This window comes from Acinetobacter legionensis (genome assembly GCF_048552295.1).
GTDB lineage: Bacteria > Pseudomonadota > Gammaproteobacteria > Pseudomonadales > Moraxellaceae > Acinetobacter.
Map to the genome: position 1 here is coordinate 39,611 of NZ_JBIMCW010000019.1, position 13,731 is coordinate 53,341.

Here is a 13,731-nt window from a genome sequence, read left to right on the forward strand (position 1 = left end):
GTTTATGGCTCAACTTCCTGCTTCGATGCGTCGCAAACGTGCGGCAATTACATCAATACACGATAAGCCGCCAACACGTCAGGAAAAGCTTCTCAACGTGGGAAGCTGGTTGCTTATGGTCATTGCTATTGCTGTGCTATTTGCAGGAATCTATGGTCTGTATAAAGTGATTACCGATGCTCGGGTGGCCACACTTCAAGTGGTAGGTACCACCTCACCGGTAGAGTCACAAGCGATTACACAACATTTGGCGCCTGTTGTTAAAAATAATTATTTCACCTCGGATTTAGAACAGATTCGAGATAAAGCACTAGAAGTATCATGGGTGGATCGTGTTGTGGTTTCACGGGCATGGCCAAATGGTATTCGTGTGCGGATTATGCCGCGTCATGCAATCGCACGTTGGGGAACCGGGCGATTACTGAGTGATGCTGGAGATGTCTATACAGAAGCGGTGGCGAAGAATTATTCAAACTTGCCATTGCTTCATGGGCCGCTCAGCCAATCCAAAGTGATGATGCGTCGCTATAATGAAATTAATCAATTATTTCACCCAGTCAACTTACGTTTAAAAGAGCTTTATCTCACTGAACGTATGACTTGGTTTATGCAGTTTGATTCGGGACTACGGGTTATCGTAGATCAAGATCAAACCATGAGTAAGCTACAACGTTTAAGTCACTTGGCACAAACTGATTTGAAACCTACTTGGTCGAATATTTCCGCCATTGATTTGCGCTACCGAAATGGTTTGGCAATTCAATGGAGAAATTCTATTTCACCAAAAATTGTGAATGGTCAATTTGTTGTAACCAGTAATGACATAAGCGTTGCAGGTGGGATGGTTGCAAAGCCATAATACGTGGCTTGAAAAAGAGGCATATAGCCAAACATAAACAATGAAGATAATGGTAGCAAAGTGATGAATGAAGCTGTTCCCTCAGTTGTTGCAATTGACATTGGGACACATAAAGTTTCAGTACTGATTGGTAAAGTACATGCCCCTGATAATATTCAGGTTATTGGCATGGCAAGCGCACGCAATAAAGGAATGAATAAAGGCAAAATTGTGAGCCTTGATAAAGTCACAAATGCAATTAAACAAGCCGTTCAAGAAGCTGAAGATATGGCTGAGTGTCGTATTCATTCAGCTTGGGTTTCAATTCCAAGCACCGAATTACAAAGCCATTATGCGATTGGTCGTACGCCGATTTCAAATTCAGAACATACCATTACGACAACTGAAGTGGTGCGTGCATTAGAGCTTGCTAAAGCCAGTCATATGACAGCCGATCATTACTTAGCAAGTGCAGTGCCTTTAGGTTTTGAGCTGGATGATTCAAGTGAGTGGGTACAGAACCCAATCAATTTATCTGCCAATAGTATGACAGCCCATTATCAATTGATGATGATGCCAATCAGCACTATGCAGAACTTGGATCGTGCAATGAAAGGCGCCAACATTTCGGTTGAAAAAATGGTGGTGTCTTGTTTGGCAACTGCAGAAGGCAGTTTGCTGAAAGATGAAAAAGAATATGGCGTTTGTTTACTCGATATCGGTGCTGGAACGACCAATATTGCAGTCTATATTGAAGGGCATTTGGCATTAGCTCATACCATTCAGTGTGGTGGTGAAAATGTCACCCGTGATATTGCCACTGTATTGCAAACCACAACCGAAGAAGCTGAACGGATTAAGTTACTGCATGGTTGTGTCGACATTCACCAAGTGAAACCGGATCATATGATTCAGTTTGAGGCAATTGATGGCCCACAAACCATTAGTCGTATTGAGTTGACTGAAATTATTATCGCACGTTATGAAGATATCTTAGGTAAAGTACGATACGAATTAGAACAACGTAGTGCACTACAAAGTTTGTATCATGGTGTAGTACTGACAGGTGATGTTTGCCAGATTGAAGGCATGGTGACATTGGCTCGTCGTATGTTGGGTATCTCTGCACACTTAGGCAATCCACCGTTACAAGTGGTGACCGATGATCAGAATTTACCATCTTTACGTCGTTCAATGTATGCTACAGCAGCAGGGTTACTTTTGTTTAGTCAAAGTGACATGCAAGAGGCGATTGAAGAACCTGAAGTTCAAGGTGGAAGACCATTCTTTGATCGGATTGTGAATGGTTGGAATGCCTTAAATAACAAATTAAAAGGTATTTTTTAGGTGTGGTTTTTTGGGGAATATTGTTAGGAAGTTGTAAGTGTTCTGTCCAATACTTGACAAGCTCTGCAATGAACAGCATCCTAAAAACAATTTTTATTATTGAAGATCAAGGCAGTATACGGGCTTAAGTGACTGCCAAATTATATTAGGAAATCTAAAGGTCATGGCCTCATTTGAATTTTTAGACGATGGACAAACCGATAACAACGGTCAAGCCCGTTTTACTGTGTTTGGTGTTGGTGGCGGCGGTGGTAATGCCGTACAACACATGGTGCAATCTGACATTAAGGGTGTGAAATTTGTTTGTGCAAATACAGACAAGCAAGCCCTTGATCGTATGAATGCGCCTTTTAAAATGCAACTTGGTGAGCAAAGCACACGTGGTTTGGGTGCCGGTGCTAATCCAGATGTAGGTCAAATTGCTGCTGAAGAAAGCCGTGAGCAAATCCGTCAACATCTTGAAGGTGCGGATATGGTATTTGTGACTGCTGGAATGGGCGGTGGTACAGGTACAGGTGCTGCACCCGTTGTTGCTGAGATTGCTCAAGAAATGGGTATTCTTACTGTAGGTGTAGTGACAACACCATTTAACTTTGAAGGTCGTCGTCGTCAACGTTCGGCTGAAAAAGGGATTGAAGCATTAGAACAACATGTTGATTCTTTAATTATTATACCGAACCAACGTTTACTCAGCGTTTATGGCGACATCTCTATGCAAGATGCTTACCGTAAAGCAGATGACGTGTTGCTGAATGCGGTACGGAGTATTTTTGATCTGGTTGTTCGTCCGGGTCATATTAACCTTGACTTTGCTGACTTGAAAACTGCGATGAGTACACGTGGTTATGCAATGATGGGTGAAGGAAAGAGTAGCGGTCCAGACCGTGCTGAAGAAGCTGCACGTTTGGCGATCCGTAGTCCGTTATTGGATAATGTAAATATCATGAATGCCAAAGGGGTGTTGATTAACATCACGGGCGGTGCTGATGTGACTTTACGTGAAACTGAAGTGATTACAGATGTTGTGAACCAGATTGTTGACCTTGAAGAAGGTGAAGTATTCTTTGGTACTGTATTTGATCCAGACGCACGTGATGAAATTCGTGTCACTGTGATTGCTACAGGTTTAACACGTAATGCCAGTGATGCAACTGAAGCAAAACGCAGAACCCATATCAGCAATGTTGCGCAATCATATAGCCAGCAAGCCAGCCACAACACTGTGGTTGATGAAGATGATGTTCCAGCGATCAATAAACGTCAAGAAGATGGTGCACCTGTTGCAGCACCAAGTTCAAGCGGTCGTTCTACGCCAATGAGTATTCAAGATTATTTGAAAAATCAACAGCGTAAATGATTGATAATTATTAAAAATAATTAATATCAACGAAAAAGGTAGTGAGATTCATTACCTTTTTTGTTTTTTATCAATGGCTAAATGTGCTAACGTATAGCGGATTTGAGAATGAAGACCGAATTAGCATGTTGAAACAACGTACCCTGAAGCGAGTCGTTAAAGCGAGTGGCATCGGACTACATAGCGGACAAAAAGTCATGATTAACTTTTTGCCACATGTGGCGGACGGGGGTATTGTATTTCGCCGTATCGATTTAAATCCACCTGTCGATCTGCCAGCAGATGCCATGCTGATTCAAGAAGCATTCATGTGTTCCAATTTGGTCAGTCATGAAACCAAGGTTGGCACCATTGAACATGTCACCAGTGCAATCGCTGGCTTGGGTATAGATAACCTGATTATAGAAGTGTCTGCTTCTGAAATACCAATTATGGATGGTAGTGCAGGTCCATTTATATACTTACTCATGCAGGGCGAATTAGTAGAACAAGACGCACCGAAAAAATTTATTCGGATTCTCAAACCTGTTGAAGCACTCATAGAAGATAAGCGCGCAATTTTTACCCCTCACGATGGTTTTCAAATCAACTTCACCATCGACTTTGATCATCCTGCTTTTGCAAAAGAATACCAATCGGCGACCATTGATTTTTCAACAGAAACGTTTGTCTATGAAGTCAGCGGCGCACGTACTTTTGGTTTTATGAAAGATCTCGATTATTTAAAAGCCAATAATTTAGCCTTGGGTGCGAGCTTAGATAATGCTGTTGGTTTAGATGATACCGGCGTGGTCAATGAAGAAGGTCTACGCTTTGCAGATGAGTTTGTTCGGCATAAAATTTTGGATGCAGTTGGTGACTTATACCTACTTGGACATCAAATTATTGCCAAATTCGATGGTTATAAATCGGGACATGCACTGAACAATCAACTTTTACGCAATGTTAAAAGTGATCCAAGCAGCTATGAAATTGTAACATTTGATGACGAGAAGCTGTGCCCAATTCATTTTGTCAACGTGACATAAGTCTTTGTCTTTTAGGCATTGTGTTATAGTGTAACAATAAAAAGTGTGATATCTGTCATATTTTGATCAGTTTTAATCTTAATTTAATCTAATCAGTTTACTTTTTATTGCTTGCCAAACGTAGTAAAGCTTGGCTAAGCTTAGGGTCGCTCACAAAACTAGCGGCATTTTGTAACATTTCAGATGTTGCAGGTTGTATGCTTTTTACAGTTTTATGGCGTTGTGGGGGTGTTTCAGTATTGCTGTTTTGAATACGTAAACGAACTTGCAGTTTTTGTAAATCACGAAGTTCGTTGATTTGTGATAATTGAGAAATATACTGTTTTTGAAGATAACCGAGTTGACTAATCATGGCTTGATTTTCACCGGTGATGGTCAAAATACCGTATTGATAACAGACAACTCGCCAATTCTCAGGTTGAGGAAGTAGCGGTTGAATTAATTTAGTAAGTTTTTGCCATTCGGCAACTTGCTTTGTAAGAAACGATAAGTTTCCTGTTTTTAAGTGTTGTCTTGTTGGTTGAAAGACGTTTTTTGGTTCAGACATACATGGTTCCTACATATTTATGTCCTATCTTAAGCGCTCATTTCGATAGATATCAAGGATGAGATCACTCAAGAAACTTGACTAAGAACAGTTAAAGAGGTTTTTATGCATACGCGACGTATTTTATTGGCTTTTACTTTAGCAGCTTCCGCTGCAACCGCTGCATTTGCAGACTTGGTTCAATCACCAGATCGTTTAGAACAATTATCCAAGACTCTATCTCAAGGCTCTTATAATCCAGATGATTTAGATCTTCCTGCTTCAGCAAAGATGAATATTACTTTACGTAGCCAGGATGCGCCAATCGAGTTAAACAATGCAAGTATCGCTAAAAAATACGGTTCTAGCGCAAACTCTGCTTCTCGTTATACTGCAAACTCTCCATATTCTTGGTTAGTCACTCATCCTCTTCCAGACATGAAGCGCGTAAGCTCTGATTTTGGTGGTCGTACAATGGGTGGTCGTGCCGAACATCATTCTGGTTTAGATCTTTCAGCACCAAGTGGTACACCAATTTATGCAACAGGTCCTGGTATCGTAACCAAGTCTGGTTGGGGCACTGGTTATGGTCAATATGTAGAAATTAACCATGGCAATGGCTATATCACACGTTATGCGCATGCTTCACGTCTAATTGCCCGTGTGGGTGATCAGGTGAAGGCTGGTGAACATATTGCCAACGTGGGTTGTACTGGTCGTTGCACAGGTCCACATTTGCATTACGAAGTAGTGAAAGATGGTCAACGTAAAAATCCATCTTCTTACTTAGCCATGTTGCCATAACGCTAAACATTTAATTGTTGAGCTTATAATTGATGCTCTGTATGCATGGTTGAATTCGTAGTCGCGATGAATTAAATACTGTATTCAGACTATCATCAAATAAAAAATTATTTTGTATAAAAAACCGCCTTTATTGGCGGTTTTTTGTTATTTTAAGTGTTAATTAGTCAACAACTATTTAGTTGCTAAATAATCCTTACAATCTGCATTTGGCTGTAACGATAACTTAACAGGCCTAAAACATGATACATATAATATATAGAAAACTATTCAAGGAGTAAGTGGGAAATGGCGTATTATGGTGATAGCGACGCTCAGGAAACACAAGAATGGCAAGATGCCTTTGATTCAGTGCTCCAGCATATGGGTACGGATCGTGCTGCGTTTTTATTAGAAAAATTATATCAACAAGCAATTTCGAAGCATGTACCTATTCAGCGTCTAAATACCCCTTATTTAAATACCATTCCAGTTGAAGAATCTCCAGCGATGCCAGGCGACCAAGATATGGAGCGTCGTATTCGAGCATTAATTCGTTGGAATGCTTTGGCAATGGTTCTACGTGCCAATAAAACAGGTGATGACTTAGGTGGTCACTTGGCAAGTTTCGCGTCTTCAGCAACCCTATATGATGTCGGCTTTAACCATTTCTTCCGTGCCAATAGCGATAGCTTTGGTGGCGACATGATCTATTACCAAGGTCACTGCGCCCCAGGTATTTACGCACGTTCATTTTTAGAAGGTCGTTTGACCGAAGATCAATTGAGCAATTTCCGTCGTGAAGTGGGTGGTCAAGGGCTTTCAAGTTATCCTCATCCTTACTTAATGCCAGATTACTGGCAGTTCCCAACTGTTTCGATGGGCCTTGGTCCAATCATGTCAATTTATCAAGCGCATATTCAAAAGTACTTGATGAATCGTGGTTTGATCAAAGAAGAAAACCGTAAGGTTTGGGCGTATCTTGGCGATGGTGAAATGGATGAGCCAGAAAGCTTAGGTGCAATCTCGCTTGCGGGTCGCGAAAAATTAGACAACTTAATCTGGGTGGTTAACTGTAACTTACAGCGTCTAGATGGTCCTGTACGTGGTAACGGTAAAATCATTCAAGAGCTAGAGTCACTGTTCCGTGGTGCAGGCTGGCGTGTGATTAAGGTGGTCTGGGGTCGTCATTGGGATCCTTTATTGGACAAAGACACCTCAGGTGCTTTAAAAGCCCGTATGGATGAAACGCTAGATGGTGAATACCAACGCTACCAAGTAAAAGGTGGCGCTTATACCCGTGAAAAATTCTTTGGTAAATACCCTGAAGCTGCGGAGTTGGTAAAAGGCTTAAGTGATGAAGATATTGATAATCTGAATCGCGGTGGTCATGACCCATACAAAGTGTATGCCGCGTATGCTGCAGCAATGACCAGCAATGGTCAACCGACTGTAATCTTAGCGAAAACAGTGAAAGGTTATGGTTTGTCTGACGAAATTGAAGCTGTCAACAAAACCCACCAAATCAAGAAAATGCAACACGATTCATTGAAATATGTACGTGACCGTTTCAATTTACCATTCTCTGATGAGCAACTTGAAGAGCTTCCATTCTATCGTCCAGGTGAAAACTCACCTGAATTGAAATATATGAAAGCACGTCGTGAAGCTTTAGGTGGTTATTTACCTGCACGTCGTAAAGACAGTGAAGTATTGGCGATTCCTGAGATTTCAGTATTTGATGGCGTGCTTAAAGGTAGTGGTGGTAAAGAACAATCAACCACGATGGTTATGGTGCGTTTGATTGCAGCATTGTTAAAAGAAAAAGCCATTAAAGACCGTGTTGTGCCTATCGTACCTGATGAAGCGCGTACCTTCGGTTTAGAAGGCATGTTCCGTCAGTTGGGGATCTATGCTGCGCATGGACAAAACTATACCCCAGAAGACCAAGAACAGCTCATGAACTATCGTGAAGCGAAAGATGGTCACATGTTGCAAGAAGGGATCAATGAAGCAGGTGCAATGAGCGCTTGGTCAGCATTGGGTACCAGTTATTCAACCAATAACTTACCAATGATTCCGATGTATATGTATTACTCAATGTTTGGTTTCCAACGTATTGGGGATATTGCATGGGCAGCGGGTGACTCTCAGGCACAAGGCTTCTTGTGTGGTGCAACAGCTGGTCGTACAACATTAAATGGTGAAGGTTTACAACACCAAGATGGTCATTCTCATATCTTGGCAGGAACGATTCCAAACTGTGTAGCGTATGATCCTTGCTTTGGTTATGAGTTAGCTGTGATTGTGCATGATGGTTTACAACGTATGTATGTGAATCAGGAACGTGTGTTCTATTACTTGACGCTCATGAATGAAAACTATGACCAACCTGCATTGCCTGAAGGTGCTGAAGAAGGCATCAAACGTGGTATGTACTTGTTCAATAAAGATGAAAAAGCCACAGTTCAGTTATTGGGTTCAGGCGTGATTCTGCGTGAAGTGATTAAAGCTGGGCAAATTTTACGTGATGAATACCAAATCCATTCCAATGTATGGAGTGTAACAAGCTTCAATGAATTGGCACGTGATGGTATGGCTGTTGAAGAATACAATCGCCTACATCCACTTGAAGACGGTAAAGAGTCTTGGGTTTCTCAGCAATTACGTGACACGGATGGTATTGTTGTTTCAGCAACAGATCATATGCGTGCCTATAGCGAACAGATCCGTGCTTATCTTCCAGATAGCCGTCCATATGTAACATTGGGTACAGATGGTTATGGTCGTTCAGATACACGCAGTAATTTGCGTAGTTACTTTGGTGTAGATGCGGCACATATTGTGGTTGCAACATTGAAAAAACTTGCTGATGAAGGTGAAGTTGATCCGCGTTTGGTGAAAGATGCAATCTCTTCATTTGAACTTGATGTTGATCGTCCAGTTGCATGGTTACCGCAAGCGCACCCATCTGTACAAGAAGTTGCTGCTTATACTGAAGTGACAGAGGAGAAATAATGATGCAAGTTAAAACTCCTGATATTGGCGTTGATAAGGCCACTGTTGCAGAAATCTTGGTGAAAGTCGGGGATACCATCGCTGTTGATGACAGTATCGTTCTACTTGAGTCAGACAAAGCCTCTGTTGAAGTGCCAAGCACTTCAGCAGGTGTGGTTAAAAGTATTGCTGTTACGGAAGGCGATGAAGTTTCAGAAGGTGCTGTGTTGATCGAAGTTGAATCTGCGGATGCAACAGAGACAGAATCACCAGCACAACCTGCTCAAGAAGCTGCAAAAACTGAACCTGCTGTAAAAACTAAAGCTGAACCTGTGGCGTCTGTTGCACCTTCTGCATCTACGACAGCTTCATCTCAAACAGTTGAAGTTCAAGTGCCAGATATTGGTGTTGAAAAAGCTTTGGTCGGCGAAGTTCTGGTTAAAGTGGGCGACGAAATTGCGGTAGATGACAGCATCGTTGTAGTGGAATCGGATAAAGCAACGGTTGAAGTTCCAAGTACAGTTGCTGGCACGGTTGAAAGTGTTGTGGTCAAAGAAGGCGATAATGTTAAAGAAGGTGTGGTACTGATTACAGTGAAAACTGTAGGGGCTGCAACGACTTCGGCGGCAGCACCTGCTGAAGCGCCTCAACAAACGTCAGCAACACCAACTCAAGCTGCTGCACCAGAAGCATCAGCGCCAGCCCAATCGGGTAAAGTTGAAGTTGCTGTTCCTGATCTGGGTGTAGATAAAGCAACAATTTCTGAAATTTTGGTGAGCGTAGGCGATCAAGTTGAAAAAGACCAAAGCCTTTGCGTTGCTGAGTCGGATAAAGCCTCTGTAGAAGTACCAAGTACGGTTGCTGGTACGGTGACGGCGATCCATGTGGAATTGAATCAGTCTGTAAGTCAGGGCACTGCTTTGGTAACGATTGAAGCACAAGGTCAGACTGCATCAGCACCGCAAGAAAAACCAGCCGCTCCAGCATCACAAGCTGCATCAGCACCAGCCGCGAAAACGACAGCTTCAACGCCAAAAGCTGAAGTGGCCGTTGCTCAAGCGGGTACTGAAAAGTTATCTAAAGCACAACAAGCTGAAAATGCTAAAGTTTATGCTGGTCCAGCCGTGCGTAAGCTTGCGCGTGAACTGGGTGTGGTTTTATCACAAGTCGAGGCCTCTGGCCCTCATGCACGTGTGATGAAGGATGATGTTTTTGCTTTTGTTAAAGCCAAATTGACTGCACCGCAAGCAGCAGCTCAAACAACTGCTGCGCCAGTCGCTTCAGGTTTGCCTGCATTACCAGATTTCAGTGCATTTGGTGGTAGTGAAATTGCACCAATGACGCGTTTACAGCAAGTGTCTGTACCGCAATTGTCATTAAACAATTTTATTCCGCAAGTGACACAATTTGATTTAGCAGATATTACTGAACTAGAAGCTTGGCGCGGTGAGTTAAAAGGGAAATTTAAGCAAGATGGTATTAGCTTAACGATCCTTGCCTTTATTGCAAAAGCGGTGGCGTTTTTACTCAAAGAAGAGCCTTATTTTGCAGGTCACTTGGCAGATGATCAAAAGTCTGTGCTGTTGCGTAAAGAAATCCATATGGGAATCGCTGTGGCGACACCAGATGGTTTAACTGTTCCAGTATTGCGTAATCCTGATCAAAAATCGATTAAGCAAATTGCCATTGAATTGGGTGAGTTAAGTAAAAAAGCACGTGATAAGAAACTTTCTCCGAAAGACTTACAAGGTGCAAACTTTACTATTACTAGCCTAGGTTCAATTGGTGGTACTGCATTTACGCCATTGGTGAACTGGCCGCAAGTTGCGATTTTGGGTATCTCACCTGCAACGATGCAACCAGTATGGAATGGCTCAGGCTTTGATCCAAAACTGATGTTGCCATTGTCATTGTCTTATGACCATCGTGTGATTAATGGTGCGGATGCTGCGCGATTTACCAATAAATTGACCAAGTTGTTATCAGATATTCGTAACATCTTGCTTTAAGTTTTAAATTATAGAAGACCTCGCTTTAGGCGAGGTTTTTTATATGGATCTGATTTTGTTTTATCAATAATTTTCAAACCTGCTTTAAAGTCATTATTCAATATAGTCAATCTGTCAAAAAACTCAGGCACAAGAATATAATTTCTCTTAATTAATATTTTTAATTAAATCAATCGGCGACATCCCTGTCGCCCCACGATGGGATAACCATCGTGGGTTCAAAATTAGTGAAGAAACGAAATTGAATTCATCCTCTGCGGGCATTAAAAATGCTTCGGCACGATATTTTTTGAAGTTTATCTGAGCTTTAAATTTTTTAATTTTTAAAAATTGAAAATGATTGATAAAGCGTTGTAGAATAGCTGTACTTCATTGGGGAGTAGCCGCTGTTTGTCATCTGCGAGATGATAAATGGGTGATGATCAACATAATTACTCAACAGAGTATGGTCATCATAGCAAAGAACCAATTTAGCTGAAGGTGTTTACTCAGCTATCTTTTGTTGGCAAGACCTTTGATTTATCACTCCGCGTTGAATAGGCGACTATTCATATTGGCTAGCAGGAGGGGTAAGTCATCGGTAAATATTGCTAGCCAGAGACTTTGAAATGTTAAATGCCTTCCTCATCTCTTTAGTGGTTGTCGCTTTATCCGAAATGGGCGATAAAACACAACTGCTCGCATTACTTCTTGCTGCACGTTTTCGTAAACCTATTCCTATTTTATTTGCAATTTTATTAGCAACTATTGTCAATCATGGGGTATCGGCTGTGCTTGGTCAGTGGATTACCACAGTCCTTAGCCCGACAGTATTACTTTGGATTGTGTCACTTGGCTTTATTGGTATGGCCGGGTGGATGTTAATTCCAGATGAGTTGGATGATGAATCTGAAAGTATTAATAAATGGCAAAAATATGGGGTCTTTGGTGCAACCTTTGTATTATTCTTCCTTGCAGAAATTGGGGATAAAACCCAAATCGCCACAGTGGCACTTGCTGCACGCTTTGACAGCATCGGTTGGGTAACTCTAGGTACGACATTGGGGATTATGTTGGTCAATGCACCTGCTGTATTTATTGGCAATAAATTGGCAGATAAATTACCTATTGCTCTGATTCATAAAATTGGAGCTGCAATCTTCTTTATTATTGGTGTCGCCGCTTTAGTTCAGCATTACTTTTTTTAAGCGCAATTTTCCAAGCTGATTGAACATCAATAAAGGCATCTATTTTTAAAGCTGAAAACCCAACTTAATGTTGGGTTTTTTATTATTCTGAGAATGATGACACAAATAATCTTTAAACTTAGGTTGTAGATTTATTGTAACTTTGAAGAAAACCTTATATGTTGTATGGGATAACTAAAGATTTATTTTAAAAAAGGTTTTGGGGTTTCTGGTATGGCTTTAGATCGCACCACGTCGCAAGTTTTGTTTGATAATGGCACTCATAAATGTATAAGTTTTACCAGTTTGGTGAAAGGTGAAGGTGTACAAGCCAATCAGTTTCTTATTTTAAATAATGAACGTGCAGCAGTATTAGATCCGGGCGGTGATTTGACCTATGTGCCCCTGACCATGGAGCTCAATAAATACACCCGATTACAAAATTTAGACTATGTCATGGCATCTCACCAAGACCCTGACATCATTACCTCAATGCCGCGTTGGTTGGTCTATACCGATGCCAAAGTGGTCGCATCTAAATTATGGGCACGCTTTTTACCTCATTTAAACTCAGCATTTATGAGTGACCGTATGAAAGGGGGCTGGTTAGAACGTCTAATCGAATTGCCTGACCAAGGTGGCTCTATTCCATTGGGAGAAACGCGCATCATCGTAGTTCCTGCGCATTTCTTACATTCCGTTGGAAATTTCCAGTTTTACGATCCAATTTCAAAAATTTTATTCTCAGGTGATATGGGTGCATCGATTGTTGATGATGCCTCGAAACCAATTGAAGATTTTGCAATGCACATTCCAACCATGCATGGTTTTCATCAGCGCTATATGTGTACCAATCGGGTGATCCGTTTATGGGTGAAAATGGTGCGTCAAATGGATATTGAAATGATTGTGCCGCAACATGGTAAGCCGTTTATTGGTAAAGAGATGATTCATCAGTTTTTAGACTGGATCGAAAATTTACAATGCGGTGTCGATTTGATGGATGAGTCCGTGTTTACCTGTCCGCAATAAAAAATTCAAAAAAGATATTGAGTTTGAGTGCGACTTTTTTTAGGATTTTCTTGCCAAAATTTTAAATTGATAACGAGAATCTTAAAAAAATGTTGTCACAAATCTCAGCACAGGATGCGTGCTTAAGTTGCGGAGCGTGTTGCGCCTTTTTCCGAGTCTCATTTTATTGGGCAGAAGGAGAAGCCATGCCGCCAGATTATGTCGAACCTTTGACAGCCGTGTATTCTTGTATGCAGGGCACCAATCAAAAGCAACCACGTTGTGTGGCATTAAAGGGTGAGATTGGACAGCAAGTCAGCTGTAGTATGTATGAGCAACGGAGTTCTTCATGCAAACAGGTACATGCTGGGGATTCACAATGTGCAAAAGCAAGACAAGGCTATGGTTTAATTCCCCTGATCGAAATAGAAGTCGCTACCCCCAGCAATGATGAAGACTTTGATCAGGTGTGTTAACGCTTCATTGGGAAAATTTAGGATATTAAGGCAGAAACTGTAAGTCGACAGTCTACTGTGGTGTTAAATCCACGATAATTTTATATTCAAAGCCCATTTTTATTTCAATAAGATACTGAAAAATAAAGTGTGATCGAGAATAAGATAAATCGGCACAATAAAAAATGAAAATTGAACGGAAATTTGTATATAA

General features: G+C 41.3%; 11 protein-coding genes and 1 riboswitch. Of the genes, 10 read left to right on the top strand and 1 reads right to left on the bottom strand.

Annotated elements, in window-relative coordinates; translation table 11 throughout:
• Nucleotides 1-4: 4 nt before the first annotated feature.
• The 4 genes from ACG916_RS14870 to lpxC all read left to right on the top strand — a co-directional run bounded on the left by ACG916_RS14870 (nucleotide 5) and on the right by lpxC (nucleotide 4,570).
• Complete coding sequence (locus ACG916_RS14870) at nucleotides 5-859, top strand: cell division protein FtsQ/DivIB (protein WP_303576957.1); 855 nt, start codon at nucleotides 5-7, stop codon at nucleotides 857-859.
• Nucleotides 860-922: 63 nt separating this feature from the next.
• Nucleotides 923-2,185: a cell division protein FtsA gene (gene ftsA / locus ACG916_RS14875; RefSeq protein WP_004718623.1), complete on the top strand. Its 1,263-nt coding sequence runs from the start codon at nucleotides 923-925 to the stop codon at nucleotides 2,183-2,185.
• A 163-nt stretch (nucleotides 2,186-2,348) separates the two neighbouring features.
• Nucleotides 2,349-3,542, top strand: a complete 1,194-nt coding sequence (gene ftsZ, locus ACG916_RS14880) for a cell division protein FtsZ (RefSeq protein ID WP_004718620.1) — start codon at nucleotides 2,349-2,351, stop codon at nucleotides 3,540-3,542.
• 125 nt (nucleotides 3,543-3,667) lie between these two features.
• On the top strand, nucleotides 3,668-4,570 hold the full coding sequence (gene lpxC, locus ACG916_RS14885) for a UDP-3-O-acyl-N-acetylglucosamine deacetylase (protein ID WP_016539103.1): 903 nt from the start codon (nucleotides 3,668-3,670) through the stop codon (nucleotides 4,568-4,570).
• A gap of 97 nt (nucleotides 4,571-4,667) precedes the next feature.
• On the opposite strand, the gene ACG916_RS14890 is transcribed toward lpxC, so the two are convergent.
• Complete coding sequence (locus ACG916_RS14890; protein ID WP_034611264.1) at nucleotides 4,668-5,117, bottom strand: hypothetical protein; 450 nt, start codon at nucleotides 5,115-5,117, stop codon at nucleotides 4,668-4,670.
• Between the two features lie 105 nt (nucleotides 5,118-5,222).
• On the opposite strand from ACG916_RS14890, the gene ACG916_RS14895 reads away from it, so the two are divergent.
• From ACG916_RS14895 to ACG916_RS14920, 6 genes are all read left to right on the top strand, one after another.
• Nucleotides 5,223-5,900 (top strand): M23 family metallopeptidase, encoded by a 678-nt coding sequence (locus ACG916_RS14895; protein WP_004718614.1) that lies wholly within the window; start codon nucleotides 5,223-5,225, stop codon nucleotides 5,898-5,900.
• Between the two features lie 288 nt (nucleotides 5,901-6,188).
• A complete protein-coding gene (aceE, locus tag ACG916_RS14900) occupies nucleotides 6,189-8,897 on the top strand; it encodes a pyruvate dehydrogenase (acetyl-transferring), homodimeric type (RefSeq protein ID WP_004818397.1) in 2,709 nt (902 codons plus the stop codon).
• Between the two features lie 2 nt (nucleotides 8,898-8,899).
• The gene (locus ACG916_RS14905; protein WP_244015942.1) at nucleotides 8,900-10,885 is read left to right on the top strand and encodes a 2-oxo acid dehydrogenase subunit E2; all 1,986 of its coding nucleotides are present in this window, start codon (nucleotides 8,900-8,902) and stop codon (nucleotides 10,883-10,885) included.
• Between the two features lie 362 nt (nucleotides 10,886-11,247).
• A riboswitch (yybP-ykoY riboswitch) is annotated at nucleotides 11,248-11,405 on the top strand.
• An 88-nt stretch (nucleotides 11,406-11,493) separates the two neighbouring features.
• Nucleotides 11,494-12,072 (top strand): TMEM165/GDT1 family protein, encoded by a 579-nt coding sequence (locus ACG916_RS14910; protein WP_004818402.1) that lies wholly within the window; start codon nucleotides 11,494-11,496, stop codon nucleotides 12,070-12,072.
• A 213-nt stretch (nucleotides 12,073-12,285) separates the two neighbouring features.
• Nucleotides 12,286-13,083, top strand: coding sequence for an oxygen-binding di-iron domain-containing protein (locus tag ACG916_RS14915; RefSeq protein ID WP_004718609.1), 798 nt, complete (start codon nucleotides 12,286-12,288; stop codon nucleotides 13,081-13,083).
• An 89-nt stretch (nucleotides 13,084-13,172) separates the two neighbouring features.
• Nucleotides 13,173-13,538 carry a YkgJ family cysteine cluster protein gene (locus ACG916_RS14920; protein ID WP_081407361.1) on the top strand — a complete coding sequence of 122 codons (366 nt, stop codon included), beginning with the start codon at nucleotides 13,173-13,175 and terminating at the stop codon, nucleotides 13,536-13,538.
• The last annotated feature ends 193 nt before the right edge of the window (nucleotides 13,539-13,731 follow it).